This window comes from Salicibibacter cibi (genome assembly GCF_016495865.1).
Classification (GTDB): domain Bacteria; phylum Bacillota; class Bacilli; order Bacillales; family Marinococcaceae; genus Salicibibacter; species Salicibibacter cibi.
The window spans coordinates 3,494,058-3,517,347 of the sequence record NZ_CP054706.1 but is presented as its reverse complement, the minus strand read 5'-3'; the positions used below and the strand labels follow the sequence as shown (position 1 = coordinate 3,517,347).

Here is a 23,290-nt window from a genome sequence, read left to right as displayed (position 1 = left end):
TTTAACCTGTTAAGGAGGAATCTGTAGTGGCAACAAAAGTAGGAATCAACGGATTTGGCAGAATCGGGCGTTTGGTTTTTCGGGCAGCAATGGAAAATAGTGAAGTTGAAGTCGTCGCCATCAATGACCTTACAGATGCGGACATGCTTGCCCATTTACTGAAGTATGATACGGTCCACGGTGAATTTGCAGAAGACGTAAGTGTCGATGGCGAGGCCCTCATCATTGGGGAGAAAAAAATCCATGTTTCGTCGGAAAAAGATCCGGAAAACATCGGATGGGCCGATCGCGGCGTTGAAGTGGTCGTTGACGCGACGGGACGTTTCACACAGCGGGACGATGCGGCAAAGCATCTCGATGGCGGTGCAAAAAGAGTCGTTATTTCCGCCCCGGGTAAGGAAGCAGACCAAACCTTCGTCATGGGGGTTAACGAAGAAGACTATTCCCCTGAGAAACATTATGTCGTTTCCAACGCTTCCTGCACGACGAATTGCCTGGCACCGCTCGTGAAGGCACTTCATGACGAATACGGCATCCGTCGCGGTTTTATGAACACCGTTCATTCCTATACAAACGACCAACAAATTCTGGACTTGCCGCATAAAGATTACCGCCGGGCACGAGCAGCCGCGCAAAACATCATCCCGACATCGACTGGTGCAGCCAAGGCCGTCTCCCTTGTTCTTCCCGAACTTGAAGGCAAGTTGAACGGCGGTGCCATGCGAGTGCCTACCCCTAATGTCTCTCTCGTTGATCTCGTTGCCGAACTGGATCAAGACGTAACGGCAGACGCTGTAAACGCGACGTTGAAAAAAGCGTCGGAAACGAACATGAAAGGGGTCCTCGGTTACAGTGAAGAGCCACTCGTTTCCAGTGATTACAATGGCAACAATCATTCGTCCACTGTTGACAGCCTTTCAACATTAACGATGGAAGGCAATATGGTAAAAGTCATTGCATGGTATGACAATGAATTTGGATATTCCAGCCGTGTTGTAGATTTGGTCGCACATATGGCACAAAAAGGGTTATAATAGGCAGAAGAAGAGAAACGGGACAGAACACGTATGTTTTGCTCCCGCTTTTCTCTTTCCACCATACATAAGAGAGGAAGGAGCCTAACGTGAAGAAAAGAACCATTCATGACCTCGGTGTCGCCGGGAAAACCGTATTTTGCCGGGTTGATTTCAACGTCCCTTTGCAAGATGGGGAGGTAAGCGATGATACGCGCATTCGTGCAGCTTTGCCTACGATTCGGTTTTTACGGAAAAAAGGGGCAACGGTCATTCTCGCGAGCCACCTTGGGCGGCCGAAAGGAGAAGTTGCAGAGGCATTGCGTTTGGATCCGGTCGCCCGCAGGCTGGAAGAACTGTCGGAAATCAAGGTTCATAAGGTTGATGAAGTCGTTGGCGCAAACGTTAAACAAACGTTTGATCAACTCACTTCCGGGGACATTCTGTTATTGGAAAATGTCCGATTTGAGGCAGGTGAGGAGAAAAACGATGCCGGCCTCGCCAAACAAATGGCAGCGCTTGCCGATGTATACGTAAACGATGCATTCGGCGCTGCCCACCGCGCTCACGCTTCTACGGAAGGCATTGCCCATCACCTGCCTTCCGCGACCGGTCTTTTGCTTGAGAAGGAAATCGAAGTTCTCGGATCGGCTTTGGAAGATCCCGACCGTCCATTTACCGCAATTATCGGCGGCGCGAAAGTGAAAGATAAAATTGAGGTCATCGATCATCTTCTTGACAAAGTTGACGTCCTATTGCTCGGCGGTGGATTAGCTTATACGTTTGTGAAAGCGCAAGGGTATGAAATCGGACAATCCTTGCTTGAAGAAGATAAAATAGCATTGGCACAACAATTTATGGAAAAAGCTACGCGTAATCGCGTAAAGTTGCTTCTTCCGATGGATGCAATCGTTTCTGATGATATTAAGGAAGATGCAACGGCCGAAATTGTGGATATCGATGGCATTCCTGCCGATTGGCAAGCCCTTGACATCGGCCCGAAAACCGTGAAAGCCTATAAAGAAGAAATACAAGCTTCTTCCTTGGTGATATGGAACGGTCCCATGGGTGTTTTTGAAATGGCGCCATTTGCAGAAGGAACGAAAGAAGTAGCCGGAGCATTGGCAAATACGGACGCTTATACGATTATCGGCGGGGGCGATTCTGCGGCAGCCGTAGAACAGTTTGGTTTTGCGGCGGAAATGAACCATATCTCCACTGGAGGCGGCGCGTCCCTGGAGTTCATGGAAGGAAAAGAGTTGCCCGGTATTGCAGTGATTGACGATCAAATAGAATAACAAGAGGTGATGCTTATGCGGACACCATTTATCGCGGGAAATTGGAAAATGAATGTGACCGATAGGGAAGCGCTGGCGTTTGTCGATGCCGTAAAGGATCGCGTTCCTTCAAACGAAGAAGTGGAAAGCGCGGTTTGTGCACAAGCGCTATCGTTAAAAGGAATGACGGAAAAAGCCGCAAACACCGATTTAAGGATCGGCGCGCAGAATATGCATGAAGAGGATTATGGCGCTTTCACCGGTGAAATTAGCGCTCCGGCGTTAACATCGATCGGAATTGACCTTGTCATTATCGGCCATTCCGAACGGCGGGAAATGTTCAATGACACCGATGAACGGGTGAATCGAAAGCTTCATGCAGCCTTGGCACATGACATGACCCCCATTGTATGTATCGGCGAAAAGTTGGAAGAGCGAGAAGCGAACCGCGCTGGCGAAGTCGTGCGTAAGCAGCTGGAGCAAGCATTACAGGGAATTGGACCCGAGCAGGTAAAAGGATGCGTCTTTGCTTATGAACCTGTTTGGGCGATCGGCACCGGAAAATCCTCAAATCCCGAGGAAGCCGGAGAGATGGCAAGGACCATTCGTGCATACATTCGTGACCAATATGGCCAATCAGCGGCCGAAGCCGTCCGCATCCAATACGGAGGCAGTGTCAACTCGGAAAATATCGCGGAATACTTGGCGGATGATGATATTGATGGAGCACTCGTGGGCGGAGCCAGCATCAAGGTGGATTCATTTCTCGCGCTATTGGAGGCTGCCCAATGAGAAAGCAAGCGCCACACGCATTAATTATCCTTGACGGCTTTGCCCTTCGGGATGAAGCATATGGAAATGCAGTTGCGCAAGCTCGGACCCCTAATTTTGACCATTTATGGAGTGTGTACCCTCACGCTACCCTATTGAACTCGGGTGAAAGTGTGGGTCTTCCGGCCGGTCAAATGGGAAATTCCGAAGTCGGCCATATGAATATTGGCGCCGGCCGCATTGTGCATCAGAATCTTTCATTGATTAGCAAAGGCATTCAAGCCGGAACTTTTTTTGAAAACGAGGCATTTCTTAACGCGACAAACCATGTGAAGAAAAAGAAAAGCGCCCTCCATCTCTATGGTTTATTGTCGGACGGCGGGGTTCATAGCCACATCGACCACGTTATTGCTCTTTTGAAGCTTGCAAAAAAAGAAGGGGTATCCAACGTTTATGTTCACGCGTTTCTCGATGGCAGAGATGTGGATCAGCAAAGTGCGAAAACCTACATTGCACAACTACAAGCAGAAATGGATGACATAGGTGTCGGACGACTGGCAAGCATGCACGGCCGGTATTATGCAATGGATCGTGACCGGCGTTGGGAACGGATCCGAAAGTCTTACGAAGTCCTTGTTTATGGGAAAGGGAACAAAGCAGACGATCCGATGGCGGCCATTGACCGCTCATATGAACAAGGGATTTATGATGAATTTGTGGAACCGATCGTTTTGCAAACGGCAGACGGAAGCCCCGTAGCAACAATTTCCAATGGGGATGCCGTAATTGGTTTTAACTTCAGGCCTGACCGTGCCATTCAACTGACCGAAGCATTGGCAACGGAAACGTTCCAGGCTTTTGATCGGGGCGAAAAGCATCCGCAAACCCTTTATGATGTAACGATGACGCACTATCATGATACGTTTACGGCCGATGTTGCTTTTGAAGCGTTTCAACTCCCAAACTCGCTTGGAGAAACTATTTCCAACGAAGGTTATTCACAATTGCGCATCGCGGAAACCGAAAAATATCCCCATGTTACGTTTTTCTTAAATGGCGGAATGGACACGGTCTTTGATGGAGAAGAGAGAATTCTTATTGATTCTCCGAAAGTTGCCACGTATGATTTGAAACCGGAAATGAGTGCGGGACCGGTGACAGAGGCATTGTTGGATGCAATCGAAAATGACCGGCATGACGCGATTGTCCTTAATTTCGCAAACCCTGATATGGTCGGGCATTCCGGGAAATTGGAGCCTACGATTGCCGCGGTGGAAGCAGTGGATGCGCATTTGGGACGAATTGTGGAAGCTATTCACGAAAAAGACGGAGCTGTGATTGTAACGGCCGATCACGGCAATGCTGATGAAGTCACGGAAGCAAACGGAACCCCGATGACGACACATACGAAAAATCCAGTGCCGGTCATCGTCACAAAAGCGGGAGCTGAATTACGAGGCGACGGCATTCTTGCCGATTTGGCGCCGACATTGCTTGCGATGATGGGGATTGCCCAGCCTGCCGAAATGACAGGACAAAATTTAATAGCAAAGGCTGAGAAAGGATGACGAAGGATGACAATGATCGCGGATGTGTTTGCCCGGGAAGTGTTTGATTCCCGGGGAAACCCGACAGTGGAAGTGGAAGTGGTTACAGACGAAGGAATCCTCGGGCGGGCGCTCGTCCCGAGCGGAGCTTCAACCGGCGAGCATGAAGCGGTGGAACTTCGCGATGGCGGCGATCGTTTAATGGGGAAAGGTGTGCTCAAAGCAGCGGAAAATGTAAATGGAGAAATCGCCTCCCACCTTGTCGGCATTGATGTGACCGACCAACTCGGAATTGATCGTTTGCTCATTGAACTTGACGGTACCCCGAACAAGGAAAAATTGGGCGCGAACAGCATTCTCGGCGTATCGATGGCTTGTGCATACGCCGCTACCCAAGAGATGGGACTTGAATTATACGAATATCTTGGTGGCTTTAATGCAAAAACCATGCCCGTGCCAATGATGAATATTTTAAATGGCGGTGAACATGCCGACAATAGTGTCGACTTGCAAGAATTTATGGTGATGCCCGTCGGCGCAACGGACGTCCGGAGCGCGGTGGTGATCGGTGCGGAAATTTTTCATACCTTGAAAAAAGTATTAAAAGAAAAAGGGCACAATACGGCCGTTGGCGATGAAGGTGGATTTGCCCCGGACCTAAAATCAAACGAAGAAGCGCTTGAAGTCATTATGGAAGCCATCGAAAAAGCAGGGTACAAACCCGGGGAAGACGTCATGCTCGCGATGGATGCAGCTGCATCGGAAATGTATGCAGACGGCAACTATCATTTAAAAGGCGAAGGCGTGATAAAAAATGCCGATGAAATGATCGATTTTTACAAAGGCCTCGTTGACAAGTATCCGATTGTTTCGATTGAAGATGGCCTTGATGAAAACGATTGGGACGGGTGGAAAAAACTAACCGATACGATGGGTGACCGTGTGCAGCTCGTCGGCGACGATTTGTTCGTTACCAATACGGAAAAGCTATCCGAGGGCATTGCGCGCGGCGTTGGAAACTCCATCCTGATTAAAGTAAATCAAATTGGAACGCTCACGGAAACATTTGATGCGATTGAAATGGCGAAAAAAGCCGGATACACAGCTGTGATCTCCCATCGTTCCGGAGAAACGGAAGATGCTACCATTGCGGACATTGCCGTTGCTGCAAATGCCGGGCAAATCAAAACGGGTGCTCCATCACGAACCGACCGTGTTGCCAAATACAATCAACTCCTACGCATTCATGACCAGCTCGGCGGCCGGTCTATCTACCCGGGAAAAGAGACGTTTTATCAGTTAAAACAGTGAGCATAGAGGTGCTTGAAGGGTAATCCCTTGGGCGCCTTTGTTGTGTGCAAAGAGGTAACGAAAACAGCTCCCTCCGCATAGGCTAATCATTAGCTACATGCCTAATAACGGAACGGGGGAGCACGATGAGTAACGTTAAAAATTACTATGCCGGCAGTAACTCCAGCCTCGGCTTTTATTCGCTTTATGAAGAGGCGGTGCAGGGGCTCGAGCAACTTTATATATTAAAAGGTGGACCGGGAACAGGTAAATCGACGCTAATCAGACATGTCGGCAACGCTGTAGCGGAAAAAGGCGAACCGATTGAATTTCTCCACTGTTCTTCTGACAACGACTCTCTTGACGGCGTGATCATACCTTCCTTAAAGGTCGGGATCGTAGATGGAACAGCACCGCACATGATGGATCCCAAGTACCCGGGTGTGGTTGACGATATCGTTCATTTGGGGGACTTTCGAGACGACACAAAATTGAACGAACACAAGAAAGACATCGTGGCATTGACCGATAAAAACAAGAATGCTTTTTCCGAAGCGTATGCGGCATTTGCTGATGCCCGGAACGTGCACGACGATCTAGAAGCCATTTACTTAACTGCCATGGACTTTCAGAAGGCGGATCAAGTCACGGAGGAACTGATTGAAAAAATTTTCTCTGAAACCGCGGAAGCCGAACGTGTCCCGATAAATAAGCATCGATTCTTCGGTGCAGCCACACCTAAAGGTCCGGTTCATTTTTACGATAATTTAACGGAAGATGTGAGGAAGCGATACATCTTAAAAGGGCGTGCCGGTAGCGGGAAATCATCGATAATGAAAAAAATCGGGAAACATGCGGAAAGTAAGGCTTATGGGGTTGAGTATTATTATTGTGCATTTGATCCGGAGAGCATAGACATGGTGATCATTCCGGCGTTGCAAACCGTTATTTTGGACGGAACGGACCCGCATCCATTTGATCCGAGTCGGGAAAATGACGAAATCGTCGATATGTTTGTGCGTTGTATGGATCCATCAATCGAGAAGCAGAAGGCCGCTGCGATCCGCGAAACGGAAACGTCTTATAAGAATAAAATGAAACAAGGGACGCATTATTTAAACGAAGCAAAAAAAATACACGATGAATTGGAAAAATATTATGGGCAAGCGATGGACTTTCTATCCATTAACCGAAAAGCACAGGAGCTTGCAACGGAAATCATCAATCGTATCGAGTGATTCGATAGGAAGGCATCCTGACAAAAAGACAGGGTGCCTTTTTAGAATGAACTGCTTACACCGAACGCGCTCTCCCTTACATGTCTCCCTATTGTCTGCTTTTACTCCATATGATAAAGTAAGTACAGGTTTAGACGTGCGGATTGTTCAGGAGGTGACGCACTTGGCATCCATTATTACGATCATATTAATTATTGTAAGCATCACGCTGATTACGTTTGTTCTCATGCAACCGGGAAGAAGTGCAGGTTTAGCCGGATCCATTTCCGGCGGAGCGGAACAATTAATGGGGAAACAAAAAGCACGAGGGGTTGAGTCCTTCCTTGCGAAAACAACGGTCGTGCTTGCCGTGCTATTTTTCATCGGCACCATTTCATTGGCATATTTTCTATAGTGAAACAACGGGAGACGTTCCCGTTGTTTTTTACACTTTAATGCGTCTAAAGATTATAAGAAGCGAAAGACGGGAAACATAATGAAAGGCATACGTAGGGATCGCTGAACAACTTGCAGCTATCAGCTGAAGCCGGGATGTCGCTTCCATGGCTTCGCTTTCCGCGGACGAACGGTCAAGCCTCCTCGCGCAAAACCGGCGCTGCGGGAGCTTGACGCGTCCGTTTTGATGTCGACGCCATTGCAGCGTCATCCCTCCGTACGTTGCCAGAAGTGCAAGGATTTTTTGGCTTATAGGATGGATTTCCTTGCATCCAGCTTTGACAACACCAACGGAAAATGCTTATGTGCCAGTGTTTTTCCGTTATTCAGCAGTCCATACGTAATGGAGGAGGAAAAGAACCATTGAAAATCGTACCCCCGAAACCGTTTACGTTTAACGGTGATAACGGGCGCGCTGTTTTGCTTTTGCATGGCTTTACCGGATCAACGGCAGATGTGCGTATGCTCGGTCGTTTTCTGCAAAAAAATGGATACACAACACACGCGCCCATGTTCCCCGGACATGGAGTGCCACCTGAACAGCTATTGGAAACGGGTCCTGATGACTGGTGGGAAGCCGTTGAAGAAGGATACGATCATTTACGGGCACAGGGGTTTGAACACATTGCCGTTTGCGGCCTCTCCCTTGGAGGGCTGTTCACGTTAAAAGCCGGATACACATTCAAGGTGAACGGCATCATTCCAATGTGCGCGCCCGCCATCACGAAAGAACAAGATCAACGTTTATATAACGGTCTTTTGCAGTATGCCAAAGAATACAAGCGCTATGAGAAAAAAGATGAACAAACCATTGAAAAAGAAATAATTGATTTTAAAAAGAATACTGCGACGGTGTTGTCCGCCATTCATCAATTGATCAGCACGATTCGTGAACAGCTTCATGAAATAAAGGTTCCGATTGAAATCATCCAAGCTGGCAAAGATGAAATGGTTGATACGGATAGTGCGAATGTGATTTACGACGAAGTATCCTCTCGGCAAAAACATGTGCAAGGCTATGAGGATGCGCCGCACGTGATTACGCTATGGAAGGAAAAAGAAAAAGTCTATGAACATATTCTCGCGTTTTTGGAACAATTAGATTGGGAGAAGAGGAGTGAAAACGATGGTTGAAGAAACGATAGAACCAGTGCTTGCCCATATTCGTGACGAAGCAAAAAAACCGGTGAGCGTCCATGAATTACAAAAAGCATTGGAAATGGATTCAGCAAATAACCGGAAGGACCTAATGAAAACGTTGAACCATTTGGAAGACACCGGCCAGTTAATCCGTACGCGCAACAATCGCTATGGTATCCCCGAAAAAATGAATTTAATAAAAGGAACGGTACAAGCCCATCGCAAAGGTTTTGCTTTTATATTGCCTGAAGATTCAGGGCAAGATGACGTGTATGTTGCCCCCGGTGATCTTGCCGGTGCCATGAATAGAGATACTGTTTTTGTGCGTATTCAGTCCCGTTCGGGAGGGCATTCCGGCGATCGGGCCGAAGGTGCGGTCGTTCGCATTCTTGAACGGGGAACGAGCCGAGTCGTGGGAACGTTTCTCGACTATGAGCGTTACGGGTTTGTTACCCCTGATGATAAACGTTTGTATGATGATGTTTTTATTCCGAAAGGCCAAGAGCATGGTGCTGCCGATGGGCATAAAGTGGTCGTTGAACTAACGAAATATCCGGAAGGGCGCATGGGGGCCGAAGGGGTAGTCGCTACCATTCTCGGACATAAAAACGATCCCGGAACCGATATTTTGTCCATCATTCATAAGCATGAACTCCCGGGGGAGTTCCCGGAAGACGTGCAGGCAGAAGCGGCTGCTGCGCCTGATGAGATCCAAGCGGATGAAATCGAGCGACGCCATGACTTGCGGGAAGAAACAATTGTCACTATCGATGGTGCCGATGCTAAAGACCTTGATGATGCCGTAACAGTAAAGCGCCTGGACAACGGTAATTATCATCTCGGCGTTCACATTGCTGATGTCAGCTATTATGTGAAAGAAGGTTCCGCCATTGATGTAGAAGCCGAAGACCGTGGGACAAGTTCTTATCTCGTTGATCGTGTCATCCCGATGATCCCGCACCGGTTGTCCAACGGCATTTGTTCGTTGAACCCGAAAGTGGATCGCCTCACCCTCTCCTGTGAAATGGAAATCAGCCCCGAAGGGGATGTCGTTGATCATGATATTTTTGAAAGTGTGATCCGCACTTCTGCACGCATGACGTACACGGAAGTGAAAGAAATTCTCGTCGATCAAAACGAAGAGACGAGAGAACGGTATCGCTCGCTCGTGCCGCTCTTTGAAGACATGGAAGAATTGGCCGGCATTTTACGAAACAAGCGTTTTGAACGTGGAGCGATCGATTTTGATTTTAAAGAAGCGAACGTCGAGATGGACGAGGATGGCCATCCCACCGATATCCGTATCATCGAACGTTCCGTAGCCGAACGGTTAATCGAAGAGTTCATGCTCGCGGCAAATGAAACCGTTGCCGAGCATTTTCATTGGTTGAAGCTTCCGTTCATTTATCGTATTCACGAAGACCCGGACGAGGAAAAATTGCAAAGTTTTCTCGAGTTTATTACGAGTTTTGGCTATGTAATGAAAGGGCGCGGAGATTCCATTCATCCCGGGGCGCTGCAGGAAGTGTTGCAAGCGGTGAAAGGGGAAGCGGAAGAAACGGTCATCAATACGGTCATGCTACGTTCCATGCAACAAGCTAAGTACGATCCGGCGAATATCGGGCATTTTGGATTGGCCGCTGATTTTTACACCCATTTCACTTCACCAATCCGACGTTACCCGGATTTGATTGTGCACCGCTTAATCCGCACATACTTAGTGAAAAATCAAACCGGCAAAAAGACGGTGGACCATTGGCAAGGGCGGCTTCCGGATATCGCCAAACATTCATCGGCCATGGAACGCCGATCCGTTGATGCCGAACGGGATGTGGATGATTTAAAAAAAGCAGAGTTCATGAAAGATAAAATCGGGGAAGAGTTTCCGGCCTTTGTGAGCGGCGCGGCAAATTTTGGCTTGTTCATCCGTTTGGAAAACACCATTGAAGGCCTTGTCCATGTCAGTCATTTGACCGATGATTATTATCATTTCGACGAACGCCAATACGCCCTGATCGGGGAAAGAACTGCAAACATGTTTCGTATTGGTGATCGTCTCGATGTACGCGTCCTCGACGTGAACATGGACGAATCATCGGTTGATTTTGAAATTGTCGGTATGCCGGAACGGAAAAAAAGAGCACCCCGGGAAGGGCCAAAGGTCATACAAGGGGAACGCGGACGCCCGAAAGATCATAAACCGTCAAAAAATAAAGCAAAAGGCCAAAGCGGAGGCAAGAAAGGGAAGAAAAAAAAGAAAAGTAAACGATCGTAACGAGAAAGCTCTTTTCGAAGGGCTTTTTTTATTGGCGAGTGTGGATACATTCCCGTTAGCCACCATCTATCATCGGGGTGTCGCGGAGCGTGTCGTCAAAAGCATTCGGATGACGCCATCATAATCAAGAATAGGAAGCTTTATGGTGTCATTGATGCCAATGGTGGACGCCATTAAATGTATAAATGCGCTGTTTTATGGCGTCATCACGATCCGATGACGCCATAATATGCGAGATTCAGAAGGTTCATGGCGTCCAAACGATTGCAATCTGACATAACAGAATCCTTCATCACTATGGTCGATTGTTTAGCCGTTTTTTTGTTGGTAGCAGTTGTGTACATGACTCTATTGATTTTTTCACCAGTGGCTACTATACTAGGTTACACAACTAATGCACTGATGTAGAAGAGAGGAGAAGCCTTGATTCTTAATCCAGATGAACTAAAGCCGATCTATATCCAAATTTCCGAATGGATCGAAGGTGAAATTTTGAATGGGGCCTTTGGAATCGATGACAAGGTGTATTCCCAATACACGCTTGCGGACATGTTCAACATTAATCCGGCGACGGCGGCCAAAGGGTTAACGAAACTGGCGGAGGAAAAAATTTTGTACGACAAACGAGGGCTTGGTAAGTTTGTTACAAACGAGGCCAAAGCGATCATCGTCCATAAACGCAAGAACCAAAATTTAAAAAGTATGATGGAAAATATCGTTCGGGAAGCGGAACGACTGGGTATAAACGAAGAAGAATTGATCGCACTGTTAAGAACTGTAAAGGCCGGGAGCAAGGAGGACGAACAATGACTATCATCGAGTGTAAGGATGTGGCGAAATCCTATAAACGAACAAATGCGCTAAACGGACTATCAATGACGATCGATGAAAACAAAATCGTCGGACTTGTCGGTCGGAATGGGGCCGGAAAAACGACCTTAATGAAAATTATCGCCGGATTTTTACGGGAAACGTCAGGTGAGGTGAACGTCTTTTCCAAGCGGCCATTTAATAACTTGTTTGTATCGGAAAATACGATTTTTATCGATGAAGACATGCATTTTCCGACGACGCTGACAGTCGCCGACATCATGAAGGAAGCGGGGAACTTTTATGGCAATTGGGACGGGGAATTGGCCGAACAACTTATTCTTTATTTCGATCTGGACCGTAATCAACGTCATAAGCACCTTTCCAAAGGGCAGCGTAGCACATTTAACATGGTACTTGGCATTGCTGCTCGCTGTCCGCTCACCATTCTTGATGAACCAACAAATGGCATGGATGCGGCTGTGAGAAAAGATATGTACCGTGCTTTGTTAAAAGATTACATTGCCTATCCGCGGACGATGCTTTTATCAAGCCACCATCTCGAAGAAATCGAGGATATTTTGGAAGAGGTTGTCCTCATGGATGATGGAGAGAAATCTTTGCACATGTCGATGGAAGATCTGCAAGACACCACCATTGGTTTCACCGGAAAAGAAGATTTGGTCTATCCGTGGCTTATTCATCGGGACATTTTATATGCCAAAAAGGTTGGACCTAAAAATGTCTATGTTGTGGCAAGGAATGACTTTTCGACGGCAGAATTGCAAAAAATGAAGCAGGCGGGCATTCATCTCTTCCCGATATCAGCAAGTGATGCCTGTGTTTACCTTACCGCGAAAACGACTGGGGGCATAGACGATGTCTTTGACTGAAGCTAGCCGAACCGGTGTGATTGCCAATCAAGTGCGCTACAAGTTCAAAGCTTACCTTGATGTGTTTGCCACACTCGTGATCGTACAATTACTTGGCGTCCTTTTATCTTTTAACGGCACTGCCATGTCAAGTTACGGTGGTGTCGCCACTGAGATGGAAGTCCAATATTACACGGCGGATGTTGTGATGGGGGTTACCATCGTTTGGGGCTTTATTAGTTCTCTGTTGCTCACAACGAAAGCCTACAGGGAGGATGCCTTTGCGTTTGTTACCAATCGAATGACCAGCCATTTTTCGTCTATTATATTTATTGGTATTTTCAGTGTCGCGGGAGGGATCACAGCAGTATTATCCGGTTTTTTATTGCAAGTGCTCATGTACTATGGTGCCGGCTATCAAGATGTGCTCGTATCCGGCGGATATACGGATCCGTTGTATATGTTGACGGGGACAACGGCAGCTGTTTTGTTCATTTTTCTTTTCAGCGCCCTCGGGTATTTCGTGGGCATGCTCGGACAGTTGCATTGGGTATGGGTGATTGTCGTTCCCGCGACGATTATTGCTGTGACGAACGTACTGAATTTGAATGCAATGGGAGTTTTCTTTGAAGAGTCTTCATTCCCCATGTTTGTAATAAAAGCAGTGTTGAGCATAGCGGTTCTTTTTACAGTTTCGGGCTTGATATCGAACCGGTTAGAGGTGAAAAGATGAGCATGCTGTTGCAAATGTTTATATTTGTATTTTTGATTGTGCTGATCAGTGGTTTCGTTTCAAAAACAGCTTTGCGCGGGAAAAGAGCATTATGGCTCATGGGCGGATATGCGGTTGTTTTAGTCGTTTCCATGCTGTTGTTTGTAGTGATTGCAAATCAACATGAAACGGCCGGCGAAGGACTTGACGCTCAAACCGTTGCTCAGGAAGGTGAGCAGTTACAGGAGGCGGCGCAAAGCGGCGATCTTGATGACACGTATCTCCATGAGCACTGGGCATTTGCTTACGATGAGGAGCAGTTGGCGTTGGAAACACCGGACAATGACAGGATCAATTTATCCATCTATATCGAAGAAAAAGAAGAAAATGATAGCAGTTTGGAAATCGCCTATTATCAAGTCCCATCGACAGTTGAAGGTCAGGAAGTCGCAAACCCATATCCTCCCGAAGTGGACGTGGAAGATGACACATTGACCATCGTTGAACCGGAATTGTTTGAAGTGGAATATAGCGTTTTCGAGGAGCCTTTTCCTTTTCATCAATTCGAAGAGGATGACAACATCTTCGCCGGTCAGCAAGGGCGTACGCTCCTTTATTTACGTGTTCCCGCGGATCTTGACGTGGATACGATGGAGAATGTGACTTATGTGATGGAATAGCGAAGAAAATAAAATACCCCCTTTACATCTCTCTGGTAACATGCTATCATATAATGTCCAGAGGGAAGTTCCTCTGCTTATCCGGGGACGATACGGATTCGACAGGGATAGATTGAGCTTAAACTGCGAGCCGAGCTGGGCATGCTCGAGAAAGGCCCACGCCAATAATAACTGGCAAAGCTAAAGAAACTTTCGCAACACCAGCTGCACCAGTAGCTGCGTAACAGTTGCGGATCCTTCCTTCCATCGCCCGCGTGGAAGTTTGAAGGGTCTCACTCATAGCGGGCTACGCTGACCGGCCACCGTCTGAGGCCGGCAGAAGAGACTAATCAGACTAGCTGCATGTAAGCCCGTCGCCGGGCTGAAATGACAGCGAATGATAATACGGCGACTACGCTCGTAGACGTTTAAGCGGCAATATTTCTGGACGCGGGTTCAACTCCCGCCGTCTCCACCAATACTTATATGACAGAGCTTATAGAGGCTGTGGGAACAATGTGAACAAAAACGTTCTCAATACAATATGCATGTTTAACAGGTGTTTCTTTTAAGCATCTGTTTTTCGTTTGCCCAACACCTGTTAATTTTTAGAGATTAACAAATATGTTCTATATCCTGGAAAATAACTGTTGAAGGAAAATCACTTCTCACAGCACCAAGCGCACAAACCGACAACTGATAGCCTTCTTGAAGTGGATAGGAACATCCATAAGCCTCTTGATCTCTCCCAGTATCGCTTTTCTGTTGGACCATGAAATACCCTTCACCAGTGGGCAGGACCTCAAAAGAATCTACCGGTAAAAAAAGCCCTCTCCCTTCTGCTTTGACGTAACTTTCTTTCATGCTCCAAACCTGGCATGCTGCTGCATCTGAGTCATCCGCATGGAAAATGAATGATCGTTCACTAGAGGTGAAACAGCTCTTTAAGATATTTTTATCTATGGGTTGAATGCATTCCACATCAACTCCGATTTCTTGATGGTACAAGCCACAAGCCACCCATTCTCCTGCATGCGATTGATTATAATGAAACAAAGGATACTGAGGAAAATACGGTTTGCCGTATTCAGTTATTTCCTTTCTAATTCCCTTTCTTACAGTTGCCCCATATTTTTTTTCAAGAAGATGTAAAACAAGGGTTTCTCCGAGTGCGCTTCGGTACGCATCTTCCAAATAATGAAAACGTTTGATTTTTTCTTGTGAAATTTTCGGTAGTTTATCTACCGTTATGGAGAGGTGGTGCTGACTATAATGTCGGGGAAACGAACAGGTATACAGCTCTATCGTCACATGAACCGCCTCCGTTCTGTTTATTTTATGACTACCCGGCCTTTGCTTGTTCAGCTGATCGTTTCATAGCAATTTGCGCGTCAGCATCATGGATTCGACTTGATAGTGCCAAGGCAACCAGAAGAAATCCAGCTGTTGTAAGCATTGCAACCCTATAGGCGAAAAGCCCATCATCTGAACCACCGGCCGCTCCGGATCCAAACATGGAGAGAGCACTGGCCAGAATTGCGATTCCAATTGCTGCCCCGATTCGATTCTGAACTTGAAATAGGACATTTGTGGCCCTGAAATATTGGCAAACACAGAAAATTGGATGGCTCCAATCGTATGGCCGAGGGGCTACGGTGAATACCGTTATTGCGATCAGAAGGACTCGTTCACTGCCAAAACGATCACCGATCCACCCGGCCGCCGGAAGACAGGCGGCAAGGCTGACCAAATAGGTGATGTTAACGGACGAAACGCTACTCGGTGAGACGCCGAATTCATGCGCAATCACTGGCAATGCCACAATTAGCATCGTCGTGTCCATGGAAACCATAAACATCGACATGACGTAAACGGTGCAAGTGGCAGCTTTCGGGGTTCTGATTTTTATCATGCTTCTTATGATCTTTCTCCTTTAGGCGTTAGATCATGCCATTCTGCATTAATGTAGTGCACGCATATTTCATATTCGTCTTCGAGTAAGACAGTCCACCCCTCTGGCACTTGAACAAAGGATGGCCAAAGTGAAAATTGGCCTTGAGCATTCTGTAAAACAAAATAGAGAGATGCATCTTGGGCAAATGGATTCATGATAAGCTTCCCCCTTTGAGATAGTTAGTAATGTAGGTGCCGATTTCCGCAATAGGCCCTGGTTGGCACATATCCTTGTGAGCACATTCGATCTCATATTGATAAATAGTCCCATTAATATAAGGAGACCATCTTTCTGGTTCAATGCCTTCAAACCATTCGGGGATAATGGTCGAGCGGAAGAAAAGAACGTTCCCATCAAATGTTTGCGGATGATATCCATTTAATAACTTTACCGCGTTTACGTAATTGTTTTTTAAATTCTGGATGGTTTCGTCATCAAGGCTGGCAAGCGCACTTCCTTCTTGGCGCAGCCATTCGATCGCATTTTGAAGAGAAATTTCCTTTCCCTCTAAATTCTCGATGTCAAATCCCCCCAACGCAAGCAACCCCATGACGACATTACTCTCTTCTTCAGGATCATAGAAAAATTGATCCGGATAAGCGTCCAGCATAATGAGGGACGATACTTCAGCGCCCTCCGCTTGTAAATGAACAGCCATTGCCTGTGCAATATTTCCACCTAGAGACCAACCGAGCAGCCGATAAGGGCCTTCTGATTGAACAGTTTTCAACTGCCGGATATAATCAGCTGCCATTTCATCGAGAGAATTTGGGCGTTTCTCCGGTTCGGAAATAGCTCGTGCTTGAAGCCCATATAATGGATATTTTTGATCCAAGGCACTCATAAGCCCTGCATAGCACCAACTGAGCCCACCAGCGGGATGAACGCAAAACAGGGGCTGTTCTTCTCCGCTTTTCCGCAGTGGGAGGAGTACATCAAGAGCGGCATGTTGCTCCCCGCTCTCTATTTTTTCAGCCAAACCTTCTACGGTGGGCGATTCAAATAATGTTCCGATGCTCATTTTCTCTCCAAATGTTTCTTGGATTCGGCTCATTAATGTAACCGCCAATAAAGAGTGGCCCCCAAGATCAAAGAATCCATCGTGGATGCCGATTCGCGTTACACCAAGGATCTCGCTGAAAAGTTCAACCAACATCTCTTGATGCGGGGTTTGGGGTGCGGTTATGGCATGTGCTGTTTGCTTTTTCATATCTGGCGCTGGTAACGCTTGTTGATCAAGTTTACCGTTTGGTGTCAGCGGTAAATTCGGTATCGATACATAGGCTGAAGGACGCATGTAATTGGGCAGCATGCTTCCAGTCTGCTTTTGAAGTTCCCAAGTATCGACGTTTTCCTCACCGGCAGATACGACATAAGCAACAATTCGTTGATCTCCGGGTCGGTCCTCTCGAACGACCGTCGCAACTTCCTTGACCATTTTGTGCTGAAGAATAACGTGATCGATCTCCCCCAGCTCAATTCGAAAGCCGCGGATTTTAACTTGATGATCCGCACGGCCCAAATAGTCAAGTGTTCCATCCAGATTCCATCTAGCCATATCCCCCGTTCGATACAGGCGGCTCCCCGGTTCGCCGAAAGGATTGGCAATAAAACGCTCGGCTGTTAATGCAGGCTTGCCGAGATATCCTTGGGCAAGGCCTTTCCCAGCTACATACATTTCTCCGGTCACTCCGGCAGGAACAGGCTGCAATTGTTCATCCAATACATAAACGTTTAGATCAGGAATTTCCTTGCCAACAATGGAACTTCCTGAAGAGTGGACCATTGCTCGGCTGAGCGGCTGATAAGTCACATGTACGGTGGTTTCTGTAATGCCATACATATTAACAAGCTGTGGCTTATCCGATGGAAAATGGTCATACCAGGACTGGAGTCGGGAAAAGTCGAGTGCCTCCCCGCCGAAAATGATATAGCGAAGAGAAAGCTGCTCCTGAAGATATTCCCAGTCAGTTTCTGCCTGCATCAATTGATAAAAAGCAGAGGGCGTTTGATTGAGAACCGTAACTTTTTCGTTGACGAGCACCTCAAGAAAAGCTTCTGGGTTTCGTGAAACTTCGTGTGGAATAATGATCAGCTTCCCGCCATTAAGAAAAGCGCCCCACATCTCCCAGACGGAAAAATCAAATGCATATGAATGAAATAGCGTCCATACATCAGTCGCTGTAAATGAAAACCACCCTTCTGTAGCCGAGAAAAGACGTGATACATTTTGATGGGGGATTACAACACCTTTAGGTTTTCCGGTCGATCCCGATGTGTAAATCACATACGCTGCATCTTCAATGGATAAAGCGCGCGTTCGTTCCCATTGTTCGATATTGCCCTTATCAAACATATGGACTTTAGCAGTTGTATCACGATCATCCAAGGTGAACAGCAGAGCATTCGGGGCAGACAGTCTCACCTCCGAATTCATGACAATACACGTCGGATGTGCATCCGCAATCATATAGTCAAGGCGGGCTCTGGGGTGAGACGGATCCAAAGGAATATACGCTGCTCCGGCTTTTTGCGTAGCCAAGATGGCAACAATCATATTGATAGAACGTGGCAAGGCAATCGCGATGAAATGTCCAGGTCCTATCCCATAACTAATAAACAAACGGGCAATCTGATTGACTTGATCATTTAGGCTTCGATACGAAACGTTCTCTTCTCCGCAGACCACTGCAACCGCTTCAGGATTTGACATCGCTTGCTCTTCAAAAATTTGAGGTGGAAGAAATGTGCGATGTTCTCCAGTATCCTCTTTTTGTGAAAGAAAGTGTTTTTCATTAGGTGTGAGCACGTTTAATTGGCTGATGGCTGTTGCGGGATCTACGACTGCATTCTTCAGCAACTGTATAAAACGGAAGGCCATCTGTTCAATCGTTTCTTTCGCAAAAAGATCCGTCCGGTACTCAATCATTCCGTTCAAACCCAATGGTTGGCCTTTATTGTCACGTTTTTCTTCAATCTCAAATGTAAGGTCGAATTTGGCAGCGCCAACCGTTCGAATTTCAGAAACAGCAGTGGCTTCCGGAAGATCCAGGCTGTGTTCCGGCGTATTTTGGAACGCCAGCATGACTTGAAACAATGGATTCTTCCCCTGTATCCTCTGGGGATTCAAATGCTCGACCAGCACTTCAAATGGAAGGTCCTGGTGTTTGTAAGCTTTCACATTGAAACGTTTGACGCGCTGGAGTAATTCATGAAAAGGGGGATCACCTTCTGTATTTGTACGTAATACAAGTGTGTTCACGAAATAGCCGATCAAGTCGGTAAGCTGATCGTCATTTCGTCCGGCAATTGGACTTCCAATTGGAATATCGGCGCCTGCACCTAAGCGAGATAACAATGCCGCAAGTCCGGATTGAAGTACCATAAAAAGGCTGCAGCCTTCGGACTTGGAAAGATCAAGAAGCTGTTTATGCGTCACGTCCGAACATGCAAACTCCACCGTGTCACCTAAAACATTTCCACTGAATTGCCGCTGTCCATCAAATGGGAGATCCAATTGTTCGGGCAAACCGTGCAGCGCTTTTTTCCAATAGTTTAACTGTTTTCCGGAATGGCTTTCAGGGTTATCCACTTCACGAATCCATTGTTTTTGCCAGATGGCGTAATCCGCATATTGCAATGGCAATTCTGGCCATGTTAACGTTGTTTTCTTTTTTCTTGCCGTATAAGCAAGACTTAAATCGTGGTTCAACGGCGCTAGTGACCAACCATCAGCAATCGTGTGATGAAGAAGGAGCATAAACACGTGATCGCCTGCCCCACGTTTAAACACTTGGGCTTTGAGCATAGGGGATTGTTCCAATTTAAAAGACGTTTGCACTGCTTCGTTCAAATAGGCTTGAATATCTTCCCCTTGGCACTCTGTGATTGACAAAACGGGAATCGCTTGTTCAATCGGCAAGATCAGCTGTTCTGCTTCTCCATCTTTTTCGAGAAAAATGGTGCGCAGTGTTTCGTGACGACGGACCACATCAAAGAGTGCTTGCTCCAGTGCCTCAAGATCCAGCTCGCCCCGAATCCAAGTAACGAGAGGAATGTTATACGTAGGTTGAGGCCCTTCCATTTGATAAAGAAACCATAAACGGCGCTGTTCAAATGAAAGAGGCACACGTTCGGGTCGTTCTTGTTTAATGAGCGCCGGCTGGAAGGACTCTTTCGAACCGTTCAACTGCTGGGCAAGTCTTTCAACTGAAGGGAAATCAAAAATTTTTCCAATACCAATCTCATCGCCGAATACATCCTTTATTCGATTTGCGAGACGTACAGCTCGAAGGGAGTGCCCTCCCAAATAAAAAAAGTCTTCATCAATTCCGACATCCACTCCAGGAAGAACCTCTTTAAAAAGAGCAGCGAGAACCTCTTCTTGTGAAGTACGCGGAAGTTTTTTCTCCCTCCCATGAGAAATCGAAGGGACGGGGAGCGCCTTTCGATCCACTTTGCCATTTGGTGTGACCGGAAACTTCTCAAGTGTTACAAACGCCGAAGGGATCATATAATCAGGCAAATACTTTCGACCGTATTCCCGCACCTGTTCACTGTCAATAGGATCTCCGGTTGCCGGAATAATGTAAGCCACTAGCCATGGATCCCCAGAGGTATCTTCACGTATGGTAACAACGATGTGTTCGACCATAAAATGCCCGGCATAGACTTCTTCAATTTCCCCAAGTTCCAACCGGAAACCTCGCAACTTAATTTGATGATCAACACGTCCCAAGTAATCCAGGCTCCCATCTTCCAGCCATCTTGCCAAATCTCCGGTTCTGTACATACGAGAGCCAGGCTTTCCAAATGGGTCAGCAATAAATCGTTCCGCTGTCAGTGCCGGTCTTCCGTGGTAGCCGGACGCCAACCCTTCTCCAGCAATATATAGTTCTCCTATCGTCCCTTCAGGAACTAGTGTCAGTCCGTTATCAAGTACATAAACGCTCGTGTTAGTGATAGGCTTTCCAATTGAAGGCGTCGTTGCGTCTTCAATGTCAATCAATTTAGCTGTTGACCAAATCGTTGTTTCCGTCGGTCCATATAAATTTGTAACTTCGCAAGCATGGGCCAGTAGCTGATCCTTTAAATGCTTAGGGAGCGCTTCTCCCCCAGTCAGTACATGAAGACCCGCCAGGCTAGCCGGAGCGTGATTCATTAATACTTGCCACAATGTAGGGGTAGCCTGCATGAAGGTGACCTCTTGGCGGGTCATCAGCGAAGATAGTTTACCCGGTTCTTGTACACTTTCCTTAGAAGCGAACAGAACCGAGGCCCCGCTGGTAAGTGGGAGATAAAGCTCTAAGGCAGAAATATCAAAAGCAATCGTTGTAACTGCAAGCCATTCATCGCGTTCATTCAATAGAAAACGTTCACGCATATCTTCAATGAAATTATGCAAACCTTTTCTTGGAATCACAACACCTTTGGGGCTGCCTGTGGACCCTGACGTATAAATGACATATGCAGGGTCTTCTTCCCCAGGAGCTACAGAGAACTCGGTTGGCGTTAAATGTTGGGAAGAACAATCATTCCAGGGCTGGTCGTTAACATGGTCGACCAGCATAATGATGGGATTAGCGTCTTGTTCCGGCAATAATGTTACAAACGTGACAGTCGTCACAATGCAAACGGGATCAGCATCTTTTATCATATAACGCAGTCTCTCCGCAGGATAATCAATATCAAGCGGAATGTAGGCCGCCCCCGCTTTGAGTGTCGCTAGCATGGCGATCACTACGCTGGAGACACGCGGAAGGGCAATCGCAACATAGTCCCCCGGACCAATGCCTTTTGAAAGGAAGTAGCGAGCCCAACGATTGCTTTCTTCATTCAAAGTCTTGTAAGTAAGGGCACGGTCTTCACATTTCAATGCGATTGCCTCAGGATTCGTCGCTGCCAATCTTCCTATTTTTTTCGTTAAAAATACGTCATCCAGCTCAGTCAGCATCGGATTATACTCATTAAGCAAACGAGACTTCTCTTCTTCATCTAAAAGCCCAAGGCTGGCAATGGGGGTTTGCGGGGACACTTGGGTGATGGTTTGAATGAACGTGAGAAGACGTTTATGATGCGTGTGCAATTCTTTGTTTGTGTAAATAGCAGGATTACCTTCAAAATCAAAGCGCAACCCTTCATTTCCTGTAAGGTCATATACATTGATGGTTAGATCATCCACTGGACCAGCTGCCAGCGGGTGCCGTTTTGATTTAATACGGTTAAAATAAAGAGGCTCGTCCACAGGGACAATATTTACAAGCGGACCAAAGATTCGCCGTTCATTACCCACCCGATTTAAATCACGTCGCATATGCTCATGGCGGTAATTTCCATGTTTTTTAACCTGTTTCATCTCTTGAGAGATTTGCCTGTTTAAGTCTTGAATAGTCATATTGGGACTTAGTGTTAGACGAAGGGGAACGATATTCATAACCGTACTCGGGATCGTCAATGCAACAGAGCCTAGACGTCCCATTATGGGCATTCCCAGAACAACATCCTTCGCTCCTGTTAAACGGTGTAGGTAGATGGAAATCGCTGCGAAGATCCCTTGATGCCAACTTTGAAAAGTTTTATTAAGCGTTTCAACATCATGAGCAGAGAGCTGTCCGCTTGTTTTTAAAGCAGAGGAACTGACCATCTCCGTTCGGTTGCTAAAACTGACAATATCCGGATCATCGGCAAAACGATCCAGCCAAAATTGACGATCACGTTCAAATGTTTTCGAAGCTTTATATTCTTGATTTTCTTTGATTAGTTCATCAAACCTCGCCTTCGTTGCTACCGGGATAGAAGCGCCTGTCTGATCATACGTATAATGTTCGGCGGCTCGTTGAGTAAATAAGTAGAAGCCAAACCCATCTATGGCAATATGGTGAATTTTGATAAACCAAATATAGTGGTCATTGGCAAGCTTAAAAAGGATCATGGCAAAAACCCGATCAGAGTACAAGTCCACCGGACGTGAAAGCTCTGCATTCATCCTTTCTTCACAAGCCAGATAAGGGTCCGGTTGTTCGGAAACATCCATAAGAGGCAAAGAATATGAAACAACCGGGTCCAATACTTGCCATGGTTTTTCAATTTCCCCACCAAAACGGCTATGCAATGTTTCTGTCTTTTGAATGACCTGAGAAACGGCTCTTGCAAAAGAAGCAGTGTCAATCGTTCCTTTTATTTCGACATATTCCGCGGTATTATACGAAGGATTATACGGGTCCAATTGTTGTGCAAACCAGATGCCCGATTGGGCATCGGTTAAAGGCATTTTAAGCGCTAACTCGGTTGACATACT

At 46.7% G+C, this 23,290-nt stretch carries 18 protein-coding genes and 1 other RNA gene; 14 read left to right on the top strand and 5 right to left on the bottom strand.

The annotated features are described in order from the left end of the window. Window positions 1–26 precede the first annotated feature (26 nt). From gap to secG, 7 genes are all read left to right on the top strand, one after another. Window positions 27–1,034, top strand: coding sequence for a type I glyceraldehyde-3-phosphate dehydrogenase (gene gap / locus HUG20_RS17510; protein ID WP_200085957.1), 1,008 nt, complete (start codon window positions 27–29; stop codon window positions 1,032–1,034). 89 nt (window positions 1,035–1,123) lie between these two features. Then, window positions 1,124–2,311 (top strand): phosphoglycerate kinase, encoded by a 1,188-nt coding sequence (locus tag HUG20_RS17505; RefSeq protein ID WP_200085956.1) that lies wholly within the window; start codon window positions 1,124–1,126, stop codon window positions 2,309–2,311. A 15-nt stretch (window positions 2,312–2,326) separates the two neighbouring features. Next, window positions 2,327–3,082: a triose-phosphate isomerase gene (gene tpiA, locus HUG20_RS17500; RefSeq protein WP_200085955.1), complete on the top strand. Its 756-nt coding sequence runs from the start codon at window positions 2,327–2,329 to the stop codon at window positions 3,080–3,082. Then, window positions 3,079–4,629: a 2,3-bisphosphoglycerate-independent phosphoglycerate mutase gene (gpmI, locus tag HUG20_RS17495; RefSeq protein WP_200085954.1), complete on the top strand. Its 1,551-nt coding sequence runs from the start codon at window positions 3,079–3,081 to the stop codon at window positions 4,627–4,629. Before tpiA ends, gpmI begins: the two co-directional genes overlap by 4 nt. A 6-nt stretch (window positions 4,630–4,635) precedes the next feature. Next, window positions 4,636–5,919, top strand: coding sequence for a phosphopyruvate hydratase (gene eno / locus HUG20_RS17490; RefSeq protein ID WP_200085953.1), 1,284 nt, complete (start codon window positions 4,636–4,638; stop codon window positions 5,917–5,919). Between the two features lie 125 nt (window positions 5,920–6,044). Beyond that, the gene (locus tag HUG20_RS17485) at window positions 6,045–7,136 is read left to right on the top strand and encodes a PRK06851 family protein (RefSeq protein ID WP_200085952.1); all 1,092 of its coding nucleotides are present in this window, start codon (window positions 6,045–6,047) and stop codon (window positions 7,134–7,136) included. Window positions 7,137–7,299: 163 nt separating this feature from the next. Then, complete coding sequence (secG, locus tag HUG20_RS17480; RefSeq protein WP_200085951.1) at window positions 7,300–7,530, top strand: preprotein translocase subunit SecG; 231 nt, start codon at window positions 7,300–7,302, stop codon at window positions 7,528–7,530. 30 nt (window positions 7,531–7,560) lie between these two features. On the opposite strand, the gene HUG20_RS17475 is transcribed toward secG, so the two are convergent. After that, the gene (locus tag HUG20_RS17475) at window positions 7,561–7,782 is read right to left on the bottom strand and encodes a hypothetical protein (RefSeq protein ID WP_200085950.1); all 222 of its coding nucleotides are present in this window, start codon (window positions 7,780–7,782) and stop codon (window positions 7,561–7,563) included. A gap of 152 nt (window positions 7,783–7,934) precedes the next feature. Between HUG20_RS17475 and HUG20_RS17470 the strand changes: the two genes are divergently transcribed. The 7 genes from HUG20_RS17470 to ssrA all read left to right on the top strand — a co-directional run bounded on the left by HUG20_RS17470 (window position 7,935) and on the right by ssrA (window position 14,517). Beyond that, window positions 7,935–8,705, top strand: a complete 771-nt coding sequence (locus HUG20_RS17470) for an alpha/beta hydrolase (RefSeq protein ID WP_200085949.1) — start codon at window positions 7,935–7,937, stop codon at window positions 8,703–8,705. Next, window positions 8,698–10,986, top strand: coding sequence for a ribonuclease R (gene rnr, locus HUG20_RS17465; RefSeq protein ID WP_200085948.1), 2,289 nt, complete (start codon window positions 8,698–8,700; stop codon window positions 10,984–10,986). Before HUG20_RS17470 ends, rnr begins: the two co-directional genes overlap by 8 nt. 423 nt (window positions 10,987–11,409) lie before the next feature. Then, on the top strand, window positions 11,410–11,796 hold the full coding sequence (locus HUG20_RS17460) for a GntR family transcriptional regulator (RefSeq protein ID WP_200085947.1): 387 nt from the start codon (window positions 11,410–11,412) through the stop codon (window positions 11,794–11,796). Further along, window positions 11,793–12,689 carry an ATP-binding cassette domain-containing protein gene (locus HUG20_RS17455; RefSeq protein WP_200085946.1) on the top strand — a complete coding sequence of 299 codons (897 nt, stop codon included), beginning with the start codon at window positions 11,793–11,795 and terminating at the stop codon, window positions 12,687–12,689. Before HUG20_RS17460 ends, HUG20_RS17455 begins: the two co-directional genes overlap by 4 nt. Further along, the gene (locus HUG20_RS17450) at window positions 12,676–13,401 is read left to right on the top strand and encodes a hypothetical protein (protein WP_200085945.1); all 726 of its coding nucleotides are present in this window, start codon (window positions 12,676–12,678) and stop codon (window positions 13,399–13,401) included. Before HUG20_RS17455 ends, HUG20_RS17450 begins: the two co-directional genes overlap by 14 nt. Further along, on the top strand, window positions 13,398–14,060 hold the full coding sequence (locus tag HUG20_RS17445; RefSeq protein WP_200085944.1) for a hypothetical protein: 663 nt from the start codon (window positions 13,398–13,400) through the stop codon (window positions 14,058–14,060). Before HUG20_RS17450 ends, HUG20_RS17445 begins: the two co-directional genes overlap by 4 nt. An 83-nt stretch (window positions 14,061–14,143) precedes the next feature. Further along, window positions 14,144–14,517: a transfer-messenger RNA gene (gene ssrA / locus HUG20_RS17440) on the top strand. Between the two features lie 137 nt (window positions 14,518–14,654). On the opposite strand, the gene HUG20_RS17435 is transcribed toward ssrA, so the two are convergent. From HUG20_RS17435 to HUG20_RS17420, 4 genes are read right to left on the bottom strand one after another with little or no spacing between them, the layout of a single operon-like run. After that, the gene (locus tag HUG20_RS17435) at window positions 14,655–15,350 is read right to left on the bottom strand and encodes a 4'-phosphopantetheinyl transferase family protein (protein ID WP_200085943.1); all 696 of its coding nucleotides are present in this window, start codon (window positions 15,348–15,350) and stop codon (window positions 14,655–14,657) included. 31 nt (window positions 15,351–15,381) lie between these two features. Further along, complete coding sequence (locus HUG20_RS17430; RefSeq protein WP_200085942.1) at window positions 15,382–15,951, bottom strand: MFS transporter; 570 nt, start codon at window positions 15,949–15,951, stop codon at window positions 15,382–15,384. Between the two features lie 5 nt (window positions 15,952–15,956). After that, window positions 15,957–16,148 carry an MbtH family NRPS accessory protein gene (locus HUG20_RS17425; protein ID WP_200085941.1) on the bottom strand — a complete coding sequence of 64 codons (192 nt, stop codon included), beginning with the start codon at window positions 16,146–16,148 and terminating at the stop codon, window positions 15,957–15,959. Then, the gene (locus HUG20_RS17420) at window positions 16,145–23,287 is read right to left on the bottom strand and encodes an amino acid adenylation domain-containing protein (RefSeq protein WP_200085940.1); all 7,143 of its coding nucleotides are present in this window, start codon (window positions 23,285–23,287) and stop codon (window positions 16,145–16,147) included. The genes HUG20_RS17425 and HUG20_RS17420 overlap by 4 nt, the downstream gene beginning before the upstream one ends. Window positions 23,288–23,290: the final 3 nt, after the last annotated feature.